The organism is Rheinheimera sediminis (genome assembly GCF_004005375.1).
Taxonomy (GTDB): Bacteria; Pseudomonadota; Gammaproteobacteria; order Enterobacterales; family Alteromonadaceae; genus Pararheinheimera.
Map to the genome: position 1 here is coordinate 1 of NZ_RZUF01000019.1, position 16,921 is coordinate 16,921.

Annotated in this window: 17 protein-coding genes; all 17 read right to left on the reverse strand. The window is 46.1% G+C overall.

Annotation, left to right across the window (positions count from 1 at the left end; all coding sequences use genetic code 11):
* A partial coding sequence (gene istA, locus EMM73_RS13700; protein WP_222422668.1) for an IS21 family transposase occupies positions 1–844 on the reverse strand: 844 nt, incomplete at its 3' end.
* 119 nt (positions 845–963) lie between these two features.
* Positions 964–1,692 carry a DUF2971 domain-containing protein gene (locus EMM73_RS13705; protein ID WP_261373444.1) on the reverse strand — a complete coding sequence of 243 codons (729 nt, stop codon included), beginning with the start codon at positions 1,690–1,692 and terminating at the stop codon, positions 964–966.
* A gap of 194 nt (positions 1,693–1,886) precedes the next feature.
* Positions 1,887–2,603, reverse strand: coding sequence for a hypothetical protein (locus EMM73_RS13710; RefSeq protein WP_127687207.1), 717 nt, complete (start codon positions 2,601–2,603; stop codon positions 1,887–1,889).
* A 336-nt stretch (positions 2,604–2,939) separates the two neighbouring features.
* Positions 2,940–3,428 (reverse strand): hypothetical protein, encoded by a 489-nt coding sequence (locus EMM73_RS13715; protein WP_127687209.1) that lies wholly within the window; start codon positions 3,426–3,428, stop codon positions 2,940–2,942.
* A gap of 112 nt (positions 3,429–3,540) precedes the next feature.
* Positions 3,541–3,891 (reverse strand): hypothetical protein, encoded by a 351-nt coding sequence (locus tag EMM73_RS13720; protein WP_127687211.1) that lies wholly within the window; start codon positions 3,889–3,891, stop codon positions 3,541–3,543.
* 86 nt (positions 3,892–3,977) lie between these two features.
* Positions 3,978–4,280, reverse strand: coding sequence for a type II toxin-antitoxin system RelE/ParE family toxin (locus EMM73_RS13725; protein WP_127687213.1), 303 nt, complete (start codon positions 4,278–4,280; stop codon positions 3,978–3,980).
* Complete coding sequence (locus EMM73_RS13730; protein WP_127687215.1) at positions 4,268–4,525, reverse strand: type II toxin-antitoxin system Phd/YefM family antitoxin; 258 nt, start codon at positions 4,523–4,525, stop codon at positions 4,268–4,270. The genes EMM73_RS13725 and EMM73_RS13730 overlap by 13 nt, the downstream gene beginning before the upstream one ends.
* A gap of 362 nt (positions 4,526–4,887) precedes the next feature.
* Positions 4,888–5,376, reverse strand: coding sequence for a hypothetical protein (locus EMM73_RS13735; protein WP_127687217.1), 489 nt, complete (start codon positions 5,374–5,376; stop codon positions 4,888–4,890).
* A gap of 110 nt (positions 5,377–5,486) precedes the next feature.
* Positions 5,487–6,332: an abortive infection system antitoxin AbiGi family protein gene (locus EMM73_RS13740; RefSeq protein ID WP_127687219.1), complete on the reverse strand. Its 846-nt coding sequence runs from the start codon at positions 6,330–6,332 to the stop codon at positions 5,487–5,489.
* A 78-nt stretch (positions 6,333–6,410) separates the two neighbouring features.
* Positions 6,411–6,950 (reverse strand): DUF4145 domain-containing protein, encoded by a 540-nt coding sequence (locus tag EMM73_RS13745; RefSeq protein ID WP_127687221.1) that lies wholly within the window; start codon positions 6,948–6,950, stop codon positions 6,411–6,413.
* 407 nt (positions 6,951–7,357) lie between these two features.
* A complete protein-coding gene (locus EMM73_RS13750) occupies positions 7,358–9,307 on the reverse strand; it encodes a DUF5060 domain-containing protein (protein WP_127687223.1) in 1,950 nt (649 codons plus the stop codon).
* 15 nt (positions 9,308–9,322) lie between these two features.
* The gene (locus tag EMM73_RS13755) at positions 9,323–10,507 is read right to left on the reverse strand and encodes a hypothetical protein (protein WP_127687225.1); all 1,185 of its coding nucleotides are present in this window, start codon (positions 10,505–10,507) and stop codon (positions 9,323–9,325) included.
* Positions 10,508–10,649: 142 nt separating this feature from the next.
* Positions 10,650–11,609: an alpha/beta hydrolase gene (locus EMM73_RS13760; RefSeq protein ID WP_127687227.1), complete on the reverse strand. Its 960-nt coding sequence runs from the start codon at positions 11,607–11,609 to the stop codon at positions 10,650–10,652.
* A 46-nt stretch (positions 11,610–11,655) separates the two neighbouring features.
* A complete protein-coding gene (locus tag EMM73_RS13765) occupies positions 11,656–12,822 on the reverse strand; it encodes a glycoside hydrolase family 43 protein (RefSeq protein WP_127687229.1) in 1,167 nt (388 codons plus the stop codon).
* Between the two features lie 235 nt (positions 12,823–13,057).
* The gene (locus EMM73_RS13770) at positions 13,058–14,899 is read right to left on the reverse strand and encodes a DUF885 domain-containing protein (RefSeq protein ID WP_127687231.1); all 1,842 of its coding nucleotides are present in this window, start codon (positions 14,897–14,899) and stop codon (positions 13,058–13,060) included.
* 158 nt (positions 14,900–15,057) lie between these two features.
* A complete protein-coding gene (hemW, locus tag EMM73_RS13775) occupies positions 15,058–16,221 on the reverse strand; it encodes a radical SAM family heme chaperone HemW (RefSeq protein ID WP_186435230.1) in 1,164 nt (387 codons plus the stop codon).
* A complete protein-coding gene (gene rdgB, locus EMM73_RS13780; RefSeq protein WP_127687233.1) occupies positions 16,221–16,820 on the reverse strand; it encodes an RdgB/HAM1 family non-canonical purine NTP pyrophosphatase in 600 nt (199 codons plus the stop codon). The genes hemW and rdgB overlap by 1 nt, the downstream gene beginning before the upstream one ends.
* Positions 16,821–16,921: the final 101 nt, after the last annotated feature.

The following is a 16,921-nucleotide window of genomic DNA, read 5'->3' on the forward strand; positions in this document are numbered from 1 at the left end:
ATAGGTGTTCACTTTGGGGCAGAATACGCACCCAGCGCTCAACAATCAGCACTGCGCCTTCCACCTTGCTTTTGTCCTTCGGTTTGTAGGGCCGTGCAGGCATCACGCTACAGCGGTAATGCCGCGCCAGTGCTTGGTAATCACTGTTGATGGTCGGCTCAAACTTGTCAGCTTTAACCACGGCAGCTTTGAGATTATCCGGCACCAATAAGGTCGGTACCCCGCCTAAAAAGCTCAGGCAACGACTGTTGGCCATCAGCCAGGACTGCTGATCCTGTCCGGCACAGGCTTCGATATAGGTGTAATTGGATGCGCCTAAAGTGGCGACGAAGATGGCGGCTTTGCGGATTTCGCCAGTGCGCGGGTCCACGATAGGCACCGTGGGGCCACAGAAGTCGATAAAGAGTTTCTCGCCTGCATAATGCTGTTGGCGCATCGAACGGCGCTGTGAGCCTTTCCAGCGGCGGTAATGTTCACAGAATTGGGTGTACCCCAGCGCTGCGTGGCCATGCTCGGCCTGATACTCCTGCCACAATAACTGCTTGGTCAGCTTCGGATCTTTTAACTCCAAATCGATACGTAACCAGTCGGGCAAGACCCGTTTGGTCTGGTAATCGCGACCTGGCAGCAGAGCCTGATCAAGGGTATTTAAGGACACCTCCGGGGCGAGAGGCCATGCAAGGTTGAGGTTATTAAAACGGGCAATTAAATCAGTCACCGTCGAGCGGCCAATGCCCAAAGCAAGGGCAATTTGGCGGTGGGACAGCTGATCGTCAAAACACAGCCGGAACACATCCAGATAAGTTCTCATATCGGTTCTCATCACTTTCTTTTTGCGTGTCATACAAACTCCGGCCAACAGGGAAACCCCAGTTATGCCGCAGCACCTGAAACGAAGAAAGAAAAAGATGGCCGGATGACACCGAAACAGGTGGCCGGACTATGCCGAAACGACTGACCGGCTCACACCGAAATAGGTGGCCGGACGATACCGAAATGACTGGCCGGTTCACACCGAAATGAGTGGCCGGACGACCCCGAAATTCGCATGACATCGTGGTCAGCGTTAATACCTAACAAAATTAGTTTAATTTCATTTACATTTAAGGTATCCAGACAGCAGCCATTTGTATTCGCTACCTGTTCAAGCTTTTCAGGTAACATTGCATGTCGGATTTCTTTTTCGTATGACCAACACGAATGTTTTGAATACAACATTTGGATATGAGAGGCAGTTTTCAGTTGAGTAAAATCAAGGCATTGGATGGCGTTCGAATATCTAACTGAATGTGAGCTTTTCACTCTGTCTGACTCACCATTTAAGACAATACAAATTCCTTTATGGCTATTTGCGTAATGCGCCCACATTAGTAGCGAAGTATTTTCAGTAGTTATGCGTAAAGGATTAACTTCACTAAAACATGTGAATCTCACCTTACTTAATATGTCATCAACATTAAGTGAAAATTTTTGCATATGATTCACATCAATCGCACATTTTTCAATTATGATTGGTAGCGTTGGGCCTAAATTCAAAGACATATTAAAGTTGATTTCAGGTTCGTCACCAGTAATGTGCGAAACAAACTCTAATGGGTCATTGAAGTTTTTAGCCGTATTGTAAGTTATTTTTAGATTTTTGAAGAAATTTCGTTCATCGCATTTCGTATCGATGGACATATATTTATACACATAAGTCAAAATTATATCCTCTAACAGGCGCCAACAAAGGTACGCTCACTATAGGGACGAATTGTTTGCACATTTTTAATTACTTTAGATATTTAAGAACTATGCTTAGCTTAAAAATTGCTGGAAACGTTAATAAATTCAAGAGAAGCGTCAATTAAATAATATGTTATACAACAGGGTATTTAGCATGTTTTCTACAGTTGAACTACGACCTTTGAGCCCGTGTCATTCATTACAAATGAGATAGAATTGGTAGATTGATCGTAAGAAAGCTTAGTTTCATCTTCATACCTCCAGCGTCCCCACTCTTGGGTATCACTCATCCACGCAGCCCAAGCAATAGAAGAATTAGACATATCGCAAACATAGCTCCATCTTGTATTATCGGCGTTTCGGGTATACCTAACATAGGTTAATCCATCTTGATTTTTGTAATTCTCGATAATACTTGTTGGTTTACCAAATATCTCTCCAATGTAAGCTTTACACACTTTTGCCATTTCATTTTGGGAAAGTGTTTTAGAATTATCTGATGAGTTATCTCCCCCAAACAAGATGGAAAAGATTGCTATCACACCAAAAACTGCACCAATTATGGTTAACCCTGATATCTTGTCTTTAACTTCAAAAGGGGCAGGAGTCAGCCGAGAGTGCTTTATATATTTCAGGAAGGCGTCGGTATCACATTTAAGAGTTAAGAAGTTTTGACTTGAGAATTTTATGTAAAATACCGTGTAGTATTTGTCGGTGTCTACCGAGGTAATACTTGAGGCAGAGTTCAAATTTATCGACTTTATTTTTAAGATAGAGTCACTGCAAAATAGAATTTCAGGCCCTTCCAAAGATACAAAATTTACTTCTTTTGGTATCTCAATAATATTCGTATCTATTACTTCAGCTTTTATAGCCATAGCGAAAAAGTCCTTCTGTTAACACAAATCCTAAATGTTTTATAGCATGGACCACTGGCAAACGTAAATAGGAGGCGCGGAGGGTCAAGTCTTGCCCTGTGCCCCGTCAAATCATAACCAAACAAAAATGTTCATAAAATCAAAAAACAATAGAAAAACATCACCAATTCATTCACAACTAATGATGTGCCCCCCCTAAAACATCGGGGCACTGGGCAAGACTTGACCCCAAGCTTTTCGTGCGCGAGGCCAGTTGCTCGATCAAAACCGGCTCTTCAGCAACGATCAGGCAAACTCACCGAGAGAACGCAAGCCATGCTTTTTGTGTACCTGCCATTATTTGATTGTTAGCTGTACAATTTTTATAATTCCGTTTTTTTTAGCTATTGGTAAGTAACTAATTTCGAGGCAGCTGCCATTTTTCATAACTTTACCAGAAAACTCTTTTTCATAGAAAAATGGTGTTCTTTCGTAATTGTTGTAGGAAAACTCAATCCCTTCTATTTCAAATGTTGCTGTGTTTCCCTTAATCTTGTCTAGCCTGTAGTTTTGAATGCAGCCTGATACAACTGAAAATTTACCCGTATCGATCAGTCCTTTAATATAGATGTGTTGTTGATATGTTGAGTACGTTCCAAACAGTGCAATAGAAATCAACAAACCAAAAATTATTAAAAGCCAATTACGAGAAATCTTAATAAAACTCGTTGCAATATCAGAAACGGCAGGAAACTTGGCCAAGATAGCAAACGAAAATAAAACGGGGAGCGCCCACAAAAAGTAGTCAGCGTCGGGTTCTATATTAATTTCAAAATAAGGACTCAAATTTTACCTCGTCCAGCTAACTACCAAATTTAGCGCGGAAAGCCGCACAGCGGATTGACGTCGCAGCAAGCATTTTTTTGCTGGCGATAAAATTTGTTTGTTAGCATTTAATTTATTCAGTATCCAACTTTGGAAGTAACATTGTTTGTTGTAGCTCCATAAACTTAGCTTTTGTATATGGCCCAAAAACAAATTCTGAGGCCTCAGCAAATTGATGATCCTTGGTCTTATCAATGTAATAAAAACCACAAGAGTCGTCAGGGCACGCATACATAGAGATGTACTTTTCGTTAGCCTCCATTTTCCTTGGGCTTTCTATCCGCCGGATATATGCCCCTTCACCCAAGCTATAACCCAAGCTCTTTTCCCCATCAATCCAGTAAACCTCGTATGGCCCATCACTCCATGATGGCCAAAGACTGAAAATAATTATGCAAGATACCAAAATGACGAAATACTTCACGAAGCACCTTATCCAGCTAACGCCCCGCGCATACGCGCGAACTTGTGAGCGTCGCTGGGGCCGCAGGCCACGAATGAAGAGGATTGTTAGCTGTGTCCAAGCATGAATGCACGAAGCTGTCGCTCCTCTCGCATGACAAAGAGGACCAAAACCCGCTGCTCATCCTCACGATAAAAAATTCGACAAGGTGGAACCACTAGCTCCCTGTATACCGAATCTGGGAGCTCAGGAGGAATCCGCCCGGATTTGGGGAAACTCTCCAAACGTTCTGTCTTATCGAAAACAGCCTTCACGAGATCGCTTGCAGCAGCAGGATTGTCCAAAGCAATATACTCCGCAATGGCATCCAGTTCTTGGAGGGCTGGCTCTGTCCAGATTACTTCAGCCATTTACTCATTTTCTCTTTGGCCTCACTTTGGCTATACGTTCTTCCCTCAAGTACAGCACGCTCTCCCCGAGAGAGCCCCTCAAGCAGCTCAAGCCGACGCTGCATGAATTCATAGTGCTGCACATCAACAAGGTATGCAGATGGCTGGCCATGCTCCGTAATCAATACGGGCTCTTTCGACAAGTGCAGATCTGCCAGAATCTTTGTAGCTTGGCGCTTTAGATTCGTAACTAGCTCAACTTTCATAATTTCACCCTTTCCTAAATCCAAAGTGACACTATAGTGTCACTTTGCAAGTAAGGCAATCCCTGCTAACGCCCGCCACACCGGATCAGGCGCAGAGTATGCGGAGGGTCAAGTCTTGCCCTGTGCCCCGTCAAATCATAACCTAACAAAAATGTTCATAAAATCAAAAAACAATGGAAAAACATCACCAACTCATTCACAACTAATGATATGCCCACCCCCTAAAACATCGGGGCACGGGGCAAGACTTGACCCCAAGCTTTGGAATACTTTTGCGAAGCAAAACCACAAAAGCGCAACTTACAAACTGTCCAGTGGAGGCGAAGCCGGAACGATGCTGCAACGCCTTGTTAGGCTTTTTTTTAATAGCCTTCTGCTACGATTTTAAGCTGATTTCCGCCAATTGTGGAGTCAAAACCAAGATCAATATAAATAAATGAGCCTCGCTCATCGTCCCCATAATCAAAAGAGACTGACATAGCTCCAATTTCCATATTCTTTGAAAATTTAGTGCCTGGAGATAGGCAAGCTAAAACTCTTTTGAGATTTAGATGTGGGAACTCAGTAGAAGATGAGCGCATAAGAATGTCACATACTTTCTCAGCAGGCTCGTACTCGTGGAAATTGCACCTTTTTTCATACAACACTATTTCCTCTTCCTTGCCTATTGACTCCTTCTCCTTCTTAAAGCCGCCACCCCAAGATGTTTGAAGTTCAAGGCTTTGTGAAGTATCAGCTGCTACCGATTGAACAAAGGCTTTAAGCGAGCCACAAAGTTTGTCATCTTCGGAGATGGCGTCCGATGACATTAATATGATTGCCAAAGATATAAGCGCTGATATTTTTTTCATATTAATTTTATCTTAGTCCATGCGTAGCCTAACGCTCGGCTCATCGGCGAGCGTAGCGAGTCCGGTGGAGGCCGCAGGCCGGAACGAAATGCAGCCGCTTGTTAGATGATTTAATGTTCAATAAGATCTTCCCAACATGCAATAGTGACTGTTTTGGGTAATATCACTTCTTCTAGGAAACGTTCGTAAAAGCGTTCTCCTTCTTGTTCTCTTGGAAGCACTATAATTGCGATGTCTTCAATGGCGAATGAATAATTTTTTGTGCTCCGCCATTCGCGCTCACAGTATATCGAATCGAATTCGGTTATATCGAATGTTTTTATGTACGCTAAAAAATTCTGAAAGCTTTCATCTATTTTTTCTTGAGCACTCTCAATCCAATCAAGCTCAGAAATGACGCTAGATGTATCTACGGAATCATCTAGGTCATTATCGTCGATAATCTTGTCAATCTCGTCTTGAACTGACTCAGTTTCGCTTATTGCACCGTAAGGATGGACGTCATCAACTGCTGAGTACCCCTGATAGATGCTATTGAGTAAAGCTGTATCTTCAAGGGTATACATAACGGGATTAAAGCCAGATTTGACAATTGAATCTCTGTGAAATCCAATCGCAATTTTTCCATATCTATTCGAATGGTAATCAATATGCTGAAGAGGAATGTCGGCCACACAACATACCGGCTTTGATTTAACAGTAACAGGATGATTTTTCAAAATATGGATTTCTTTTGTTTCAAAATCAAACTGCCTTTTTTCAGGCACGATTACCTTAACTATTTCACGGTACCGGCCTACTCTTAGCTCCTGAGACCCCAAAATAGCTTTAAGCGCTTCGTATCCGTTTATCGCGGGCTTAAGCTCTTTAAGCTGCTTGTTGGCAGCATCGTCCCATATAGGGCCGCCAGTAAAATGCCAAAGTATTTTCGATACTGTTCCTGGTCTAGATGCCATGCCTGTCTGTCCCTTATCATCTAACGTCGCAAACAGCGGTGAGGAGCACGCAGTGCGACGATCCGCTGCTTTGCCTTGTTAAGCATTTTTTAACTGCGCCTCTAACTGTTTAATAATTGAATTAGATTTAAATAATACAAATTCGGCTGCATCTTTATCGACTTCTGCGCCGTGAGCTGCAGCATTACCCAACTTGATAATTTCCAGAATGCCCTGCGCGACTTCACGACTTAGAACACCGTCGTTTGCTAACACCTGAACACGGATTGATAGAGAGCTGTTTTTGGTGCCTATATCAGTTTGGTATGAGCGTATTAGTTTTTCGATGTCTATTCGGAGCGCAACAAGTGCTAACTGAGGGTCTATATTTTGTGGATCTGAGTCTGCTTCTGGTGCGTCATTAGAAGCAACTTTATCAATAGCTTCTTGCACATCTTTAAGCTCAATTTTTATGCCGCCGGGAAGCTCTAGTGACTTGAGATATGGAAATAGCCAGGGAAGCACTGCAAGAATTAGCAGCACAATTGCTATTGCATCAACTGTGAAACCTTCCACAAAGAGGTGGCCAAATGCCAGCCCTAAAAATAGGAGAGTTACAAATCCTGCAATAATCTTCATGTATCTCCTAGATGCTTAACATTTGTATATTGTGCTGGCACGCTTTCTCTGGTTTTACCAGATGAGACACCAGCTTTAACATATTGATAAAAAGCGATTAATTACAATCAACCACTACTAGCTGCGACCAAAAGCGTGCTGGAACATTATTACTTTTATCTGGCCTGTTATTTTTAGTTTGGTCCGTGCTAAGTATCTAAATTAGAGTGTTTTTCCTTCTTCAGCAACAAATAAATGTGCCTGTTAGTTTGTGCAAAGCGTGCCTGTTTTCTGGTAAAAGCAAATAACACTGTGTATTCGTCCAGATCTGCAAGCAATGTCGGCTTCTGGCTCAAAGTGACGATAAAGGCATACAAAAGCAACGTCAGCAAAGCTGACGCCACTTCTTAGATGGCAACAGTCCCTTATTATCGCTCTAACAAAATTTTTGCTGCCCAATCGCGGCTGGCGATTTGTTCATTGTGCGGAAAGTTCGGCATGGATAAGGTGCCTTCACTATCCGCACTTATAGAAAGCGGTTTTTGCCACTGACCATTGATTGGATCAAACCAGTTCAGGGTATAGGTTTTACCTGGCACGAAGCCTTTTAACTTTGGCAGCACAGCTTTATTTTCAAAATAAAGCAGCGCGAAATCTTTTTCCGCTGTACGCATCATATAAGACCAACCATCGAGGCCATCCTCTGGGCTGCCCGGCGCTTTGCGCACAGACATCTGGTCAGACGCTAACAATAAATCCTGATAGCGGCGGCCTTCCGACAGCACAAAAGCCTGCAGATGCTGCATATAGGTGGCGGATTGGTAGTTCAATGCATCCCAGATATGTGGCCTGGCACCTGCGGGTTCACCGGTAGAGGTGAGATCATAAGCCGCAGTGCCATGCACATGGCCAGACAAGCCGCCTGAAAGCACAGAGCCATACATTTGTGCGCGGGAAAAATAATTATCCCGGGCAGAATTTGCTGGCGGTTCTTCGCCTGCGGGTTTGTTAATCTCGTGCAGCCAGCCGGTGTAATAGGGCTCGAAATTAATAGTTGGATAGGCTGGCGTCAGTTTGAATTGGGTTTCCAATGCGGAACTTACTCGATGATCGCGCGGTTTATTACCCACGCTGTGCATGTTAAGCCAGGGCACTTGCTCAGCATGACCAAAGGCTTCATAGGTAGAGCGATCAATCAGCACAGTCACAGGTTGGTTAAAGGGCGGTGGGCCATATTTTTTTAAGTGATAGGTCAGGGCTTCATTAAATTGCGCAGCACTCAGGCTGAAATCTTGTGGGATCCAATCTAAATGAATACCGCTAAATACGATATTGGTGGCACCATAACGCGCAATTAAATACTGAGTGTAACGGGCAAAGGTTTCATTGAAATCAAAATAGGCATGCCATGAGGGGCCCACGTCGCGCCGCACAGTTTCCAGCAGCGGCACAAAGCCCTGTTGCGACAAATAATCCATTTTGCGATCCAGGCTTTTGAAATAGGCCGGGTTAATGCGGGTAAAATCTGACACACCTTTATGCTCTGCTGACATTGCGAATGGCAAGTGACCGTATTCATCGCGCATACTTTTTGCGGTGAACGACCCCCAATAACTGACGCCGCCCGATGCATCTGTGCCTTGTCCGCCCGCTACGTCGTAACCAAATTTTTCCCAGGCATTTCGCAAGTAAATGCCATTTTCATCTGCATGGGTACTGGGGTTTAAATCGGCATCCCAATTGGGAAAAGCGGCGATCATACTGACGGAGTTAAAACCCTGCTTCTTGCGAAAAGCCACGGCATCTTCAAAACCAATACCTGGGCCTGGTTGGTAATCATCTGAGGTGGGCGCATTACGAAATGGCAAGCGCCAGGTTGTGCCAGCCAGCCAGGTGTCACCCAGCATAAAGAAGGGCGTGCCATCGGCATATTCAAGGGCGCGGCCGTTTTGCGAGACACGGACAAAACCTTGCCGGTTCGGGTTCTGCTTTTTTTCAGCAGCAGACCATTCAATGGCCGTGAAGGAACCAGTGTGGCCATTCAAACCCGCATCATCAGGATGGTTGGACGCACTTTGCCATGTCCATTGGCCCGGCTTGGTGGCCACCACGCGCACGACAAAACGCTTGTCGCCATCCCAGAACCCATAGACCCGTTTATCAAAGCCTGGTCCTTTAAGCTGCACCCACATATCTACATCGGTGTAATAATTTTGGTACGGCTTTTCTGCAAGCAGCACAATCTCTTGCATCTGCCAGGTATGGATTTGATGTTGTGCCGCTGTGTTAGCTGGTGGCGTTGTACAGCCTACAAGCGCTATTACAGCGCAGAGGGCCAGCAGTTTCAGTATGGATAGTAGTTTAAAAAATCTGTTCATGGGTGCCTCAGCTGTTTATTGCGCGCTGCTACTGAAATGCAATCTGGCGGCCTGGCTGCCATCGCCGTGCTCTGAGTCGTAGAACGACACTTCAAGCGCACCCAGAGGTTGCAGCAAGATTCCACGCGTGGTGCCATCGAGCAGGCGTTGCAAGACGGGGCGGGGAATAGTCACTTGCGTTTTACCTTGAGCTTGAGCAACCTCTGTATCAAAAATCATTTGGCCGTTGATGGTCGATTGCAGATCTTGTCCCTGGGTAAAGTTTGCGAAGGTGACAGTCTGTTGTTGCCAGTTTTCATCGCCGCCGAAAATTTCAAACAGCCGTACCTTATCGAACTCAATACCAAAATCTTCACCCAAAGCGCCTACGTAGTCGCCACCTTTCTGCACCGATTGAGTGGTCAGTTCCAATACGCCGGCGCCATTGGCTTTTTGCCCGCGAAAGCTTTGCAAGTCCCAGCGCAGCAGTGGGTATTGTCCTGCACTTACCGTTAAAACGCGTACATTGTCGGATGTCCAGTTATTGAAATTCACTAAAGGGAATGCTGAGTTAATAGTTGCATCGTGCTTTACCTTCAGATGCTGTGTGAAGCTTTCAAGTGCAGGGATAGGAGGATGATAAACAAGGGGTTCGCCTAGATCGGCTTTGGCATTCTTCACTGGAACCACTTCAGCGCGAAAATAATCCACGTCTAAATAGTATTGGCCCGGGCCCCAATCTGTCACTCCAAGTTGGATATTCACTTGATCACCAAGAGCAGCGTCTAAGTTGCGCGTCGTCATACTGATCACTTGCCACTCAGACGTCTGCCCCAGATCATATTCACGTAAGTGCTCGTGATAATCCGTGGTGCGCTGGGTGTTGATCATAAAGTTAACCCGGCGCGGCGAATGGCTGGCCCGCACCCGTGCTTCAACACGTAATTCGTAGTCCGGGCTTTTTAGCTTTTCCATATCCAAAGATGGAGCAACATCACGTTTTATAATGGTCCAATAGATATTATGTTGATCGGCTGTGGCATCGACCTGCATGCGGGCAAAGCCATCCATCGGGATAAACTTCAACTGCGCATTGCCATCTCCCGTCAGGCTTTGCCAACCCGCTACTGATTTAGTTGTAAAGTCGTCAATAAAATCGGCGTGAGAAAGAGGCGGGAAAATGAACATCCCGCCTAACAGTATGGTTTTTATAGTTTGCATTATGAATGTCTCTTGATTGGTTTACATCGGCCCTAAATGACGCGGATTATGCTCTGGAAGGCATGGATTTATTGAGGTGCCTGGCTCCTGTCTGAAAACGGGCGCCCGCAAGGGGCGCCCCTACAGATCATTCGACGAGGCCTTACTTTTTAGGCTGCATCATGCCGTGCATCTTTAGCCAGCTACTAAAAGCATTGAACCAGCCTGTGCTTGTAGTGTCTTTGGGGTACATGCCAAAGCCGTGACCGCCTTGCTCGTAAAAGTGAAACTCAACCGGTTTCTTGGCGAGATGCCAGCTTTTAATCAGGCCAAAGTCACCATTGGCGAAAAAAGGATCGTCTGCTGCTAGCGCAACGAAAAGCGGTGGTGCATCGGCTGGCACTGTGACTTCAGCCAAAGGGCCATAGATATTGGCAATAAAGGCGGGTTTGGTCTCTTTAGCGACAAGCGTTGTTGCCATAGTCAGCATGGCACCAGCTGAAAAACCTATCATGCCAATACGGTCCGGATCGATTTTCCATTCAGTGGCGCGTTTGCGAATAAGTGCAAAGGCTGCGCTTGAGTCTTCAAGCTGTGGTGCAAGGCGAGTCGCCATTTCGGCCGGATCAGGGCGGGGCGGGCGGCGGGCAGTACCGGAAAACATCTGTGCCATTTCTTGCTCAAAGGCCGCCATATCGGCTGGTGTTTGGTTTAAGCGATACTTCAGCACAAAAGCTGCAACACCTTGCTTCGCAAGAGCGCGTGCTACATCCCAGCCTTCGTTGTCCATCGACAAGGTACGAAAGCCGCCACCAGGCGCAACAATCACAGCAGCGCCACTGGCTATGTTTGCATCGGGCAGAAAAGGCGTTAGGGTAGCGACAGTGACATTACGCGCAAATCTGCTGCCATACTGCGAATGCCATGATTCTTGTGCTTTAGCGTCTGGCAGTGGGCCTGTACCAAGCTCTATTGCATTGCTCTGATCGGGCGATGGGATAGGTGTCATCACGTCATTTGCTTGCGCAACAGCCTGTGCTGTGAACAAAGAAGCGGCCAGCAGAAAGCTCAGCCGGAACTTACTAAAACCTGACGAGCTGAGCTGTATTATTGGATCTTTCATCTCATTCCTTTCCTTTTTTATCTTCTGACTAAACAGATTTTTTTGGCTACTTCTTAGACGTTCTCACTATTATTTTTTGGACGTTCGCACTATTTTTTGACGTTCTCACTATGGGTTTAATAGTGCCGTCTTTATTGAAATAGACTCTGTCCAGACTGACTGAACGGCGGTAATTACCTCCTCCCGGCAGGTCGGCGCTGTGATAGGCGAGATAGGTGTTGCCTTTAAAATCAAACATCGCTGGGTGGATAGTGGTGGTGTTAGGCAGAGGTTCCATAATGATGCCCTGGTATTTCCATGGGCCTGTGGCGGATGAGCTGGTGGCATAGGCCAAGCTCTCCGGAAAACCCGCCGCATAAACCAAATAATAGATGCCGTTGTGCTTGGATAGGTAAGGGCCTTCCTCGAAGTTAGGTAAGGTATCTACCGCATGAATTTTCACCTTGCTGGTGTCGCGGTTTTGCATCTTTCCTTCTGCATCCAGGCTGTAGCTTTCACCTTTCAGATGCACTAAATCTGCTTCAAGCTCAACCCACCATAACTGCTGGTTACCCCAATACAGGTAGGCTTTGCCATCGTCATCAATAAAAACGGCCGGGTCTATATTGCGCCAGGTGTGATCTTTATCCTTAGCCGTATCTTCCAGCAAAATCATTGGCATACCGCGTGCGTCTTTAAACGGGCCTTCAGGGCTATCCGATACAGCCACGCCAATTGAAAAGCCAAATTTCCCGTCTGTTTGGCCACCTTCTACAGCGGCATAAAAATAGTATTTAGACTTGCCTGACTGATCTTTACGGTGGATCACGTGGTGGGCGTAGGCGTTGCCGGTTTTTTGGTCTCCTCTGGCCCACGGAAAGTCAGAGTAGCGAAAGACTGCACCTTTGTTTTGCCAGGTCACTAAGTCTTTAGTGGTCCAAAGCCGGTAGTCGTACATCCGATAGTCTTTGCCATCTGGCAAGGCTTCATCGTGCGTGCTGTACAGATACAAAGTGTCATCAAGTACCAAAGCGGCCGGATCTGCAGTGTAGATCAAGTCGCCCACTTCATTGGTTGGGTCTTTGGTATCGTATTTAATAATAGGGTTGTCGAAGCTGGAGGGGGCTGTCTCTGCCTGTACCGTGCCGCAGGCCAAAGCCCCTGAAAAAGATAAAGCCAGACACAGATTTGCCAAGGGTTTTCTATTCATACTGAAGGTTTTAACGGTAAACATTGAAGCGTATCCTTAAGCCACAATAATGGGATAAGGCACAGTGTGTAGAAATTTTCGGCATAACGGAACGTCAAAGCTGTTACGAATCCGTTTAATAGCTTTACCTTATTTGATCAATAGCTGGGCTTGAAAAATAGTCGCGTTGGGCGTTTCTGGGGGGGCAGCAGTTGGCCTGCAGCACAAAAACGGGCGCCCACGAGGGGCGCCCCTACAGTATCAATAGGGTCAACACCAGTTAAGCTGCAGCTTTAGCCGCCTGAATATACTGATCCACTAACTGCTCCAACACGTCCAATGGTACTGCGCCGTTTTTCAGTACTACGTCATGGAATTGGCGGATGTCGAATTTCTCGCCCAGCGCTGTTTTGGCTTTTTCACGCAGTTCCAGCATTTTCAGCATGCCCACAGTGTAAGCCGTGGCCTGGCCAGGCATCACTATATAACGCTCTATGGCGTTTACGGCTTCACCTTTTGAGTTGGGCGTAGTTTCAACCAAATACTGAATGGCCTGTTCGCGGGTCCATTTTTTATTGTGTAAACCTGTGTCGACCACCAGACGGCAGGCGCGCCATAGTTCCATGGCTAAACGGCCGAAGTCGGAGTAGGGGTCCTGATACATGCCAATCTCTTTTGGCAGGAACTCAGTGTACAAACCCCAACCCTCGATATAGGCAGTGTAACCACCAAACTTGCGGAATTTAGGTACATTGTCCAACTCCTGGGCTATGGCAATTTGCATATGGTGGCCTGGAATACCTTCATGATAAGCCAAAGCTTCCATTTGATACTTTGGCATACCACTCATGCGGTACAGGTTGGCGTAATAAATACCAGGGCGGCTGCCATCCATAGATGGTTGCTCGTAAAAGGCTTTACCCGCAGATTGCTCACGGAAAGGCTCCACCGCTTTAACAACCATATCGGCTTTAGGTTTAACGATAAAAAGCTCATCCAAACGCGATTTCATGGTATCGATAAGACGGGTGGCTTCGGCTAAATACTCTGCTTTACCTTCGGCTGTGTCCGGGTAATAAAACTGTGGATCGTCGCGCATAAAGGCAAAAAACTGCTGTAAGTCGCCTTTAAAGCCGACTTTTTTCATAATACCTTGCATTTCTTCGTGAATACGGGCGACTTCAGACAAACCCAACTGGTGGATTTTTTCTGCGCTGTAATCTGTGGTCGTAATGCGGGCTAAGCGGTTGGCATAGAACTCATCGCCGTCTTTAAAGCGCCATACACCATCTTCAGTACCGGCTTTTTCCTCTAAGGTGGTCAGCAATTTAATCAGGTTTTCGTAGGCTGGTTTTACGCTGCCCACCAAAGCCAGTTCAGCTTCTTTGATCAGCAAGTCTTTTTCAGCCTGCTCCAGCTTCAGTTCTTGAACTTTACCGCGAAAATCTGCCAATAAGGTGCTGTCGTTGCCACCGTCAAAAGGTGCGCCGCTGATGATATTGCGGCTAGCTCCAATCACATGAGCAAACACGAACTTAGGTGGCAACACGCCAATATCTGCGCGGGCTTGCAGTTGTTGTTCCAATTGCTTGAAATAGCTGGTCACGCCTTTTAAGCGGCCAATGTAAGCTTTGGCATCGGCTTCATCGCTGATGCTGTGTTGGTTAATCAGTAAAGAAGGCACATTAGAGTGGGTACCAAACATTTGATTGACAGGGTAGTTGTACAACTCCCACTTGGCGTCATCTAAACGGGCCTGCAAGCGCGCTGTTAACAGCTTTACACTCAGTTGGCGGCCAGTGTCGAGGCTTTGCATATTTAAGGCTTGCACCTGCGCCAATTGCTCTTTGGCTTGTTCCAGCTCTTTTTGCGTTTGAGCTTCAGATAAATCATCCCATTGATCGTAATTGGTTTTTAAACCTAAAGCTGTTTGCGTTTCCGGACTGTTCGCTACTGACTGTTGGAAAATTTTCTCAAACAGGGCGTCGGCTTTTTGGTTTTCTGTCAGAACCACTGTCGCTTCAATAATTTTGCTTTGATCGATCGGAGTAGAGGCTGGTTTGCAGCCTGCAACTGTCGCCAGGCTTACTGCCAGCGCCAGTGCTGAATAACGTAGATACATATATGGACCTTTGTTTTATACCCTTCGTACTTGAAGCCGCTGCTTTGTTGACTTCGCGATCTCGCCCCAGTCACATAGGTAAACTATGCTCCTTGGGTCTCAATCACTTGTCGCCTCCCTGCAACTCCAATTACTTTGGGTCTATTAATTATTAATTGTTAGTCGATAAATAAAGCCAGCAAATCATTCAGGTAACGTGCGCCTTTTGGACTGATTTGCCAGTGTAATTCTGTGCTGTTAATTAACCCCAGTTGCTCTGCTTTGGCAAGTGCATCTTCCACAGATGTGACGGGCAAGCCGGTATAAGCGCTGAAATCCTGTTTAGGGCAGGCTTCGAGTAAACGAAAGCGGTTCATAAAAAACTCAAAAGCTCTGTCTTCAGGCGCTACTTCGCTGCTTTCATCCAGATAGCCTTTGCTGATATCCATATAACCTTTGGGGTGTTTAATTTTGACTGGCCGGATAATCTTGCCTGTACCAGGCACTGTGATTTTGCCATGAGCACCACAGCCAATACCCAAGTAGTCGCCATAACGCCAATAGTTCAGGTTATGTCTGCATTGCAGGCCTGGCTGACTATAAGCTGAAATTTCGTACTGAGTGTAGCCATGCTGTTGTAACAGCATATGGCCTTGCTCCTGAATATCCCACAAGGCTTCATCTTCCGGCAGCACAGGAGGGCGCGACGCAAAGGCGGTATTAGGCTCAATGGTCAGCTGATACCAGGATAAATGCGGTGGCTTTAAATCTATAGCTTGTTGTAAATCGGCCAAAGCTCCCGTGACATTCTGATTGGGCAGGCCGTGCATTAAATCCAGATTAAAACTTTGCAGTGGCAAGGTAGCGGCAAGTTGTGCTGCTTTAATAGCTTCATCGCAATCATGAATACGGCCTAAGGCTTTCAGTTGTTCTGTCTGAAAACTTTGCACACCGATAGAGAAACGGGTTACGCCAGCGGCCACATAAGCAGCAAAACGGGCAGCTTCCACTGTACCTGGGTTGGCTTCCATGGTGATTTCGCAGTCGCTTGTTAACTGCAGCTCTTTTCGTACGCCATCTAAAATCGCCTGAATACCTTCGCCACTAAAAGTACTGGGTGTACCGCCGCCAATAAAAATGGAGCTGATTTCGCGGCCTTGCACATAGCTTAAATCCTGGCGTAAATCGGCCAATAAATGACTGATATATTCCTGCTCAGGTATGCCTTGTTTCACCGCATGAGAGTTAAAGTCGCAATAAGGGCATTTTTGAATGCACCAGGGAATATGGATATAAAGCGCCAGCGGCGGCAGTTGCAGCGCTATGGTCGGTGCAAGGTTCATCAGCCTTGTTCGCCTTTTAACAACGACACCAGCAAGCGCAATGCTTTACCTCTGTGACTAAGCTGCTTTTTTTGCTCTGGGGTTAGTTCAGCGGACGTGCCCTCTGAATCATCAGGTAAAAATATAGGGTCGTAACCAAAACCCCCTGAACCTGCAGCCTCAAAGGCAATATGGCCATGCCAGATGCCATGGGCTATCACAGGCACAGGATCATCAGCATGACGAACAAAAGCCAAGACACAGTGAAACTGCGCAGCTCGCTCACCTTGAGGCACCTGTTGTAAATCGACCAGTAGCTGTTGCAGGTTTTTTAAATCGTTGCCATGCTCGCCAGCATAGCGGGCCGAATAAATACCAGGTGCGCCACCTAAAGCATCGACAGCCAAACCTGAATCATCGGCAACAGCAGGCAAACCTGTTAAACGGCTGGCATGACGGGCTTTAATTAAGGCGTTTTCAATAAAACTTAAACCATCTTCAATAGCGTCAGGCACCTGAAAATCTGACTGCGGCAATACCTGCCAGTCAAAAGGTGCAAGCAAGGCAGATAACTCGGCTAATTTGCCTTTATTGCCAGTAGCTAAAACAAGTTTATTCATTAGGAAACCTTTGAAACAGTGAGCCTGACAGGATCAGGCCAGCTAAGTGTCGCCAAAGTAATTGGAGTTGCAGCGCGGCGACAAGTGCGGAGTTCCCAGGA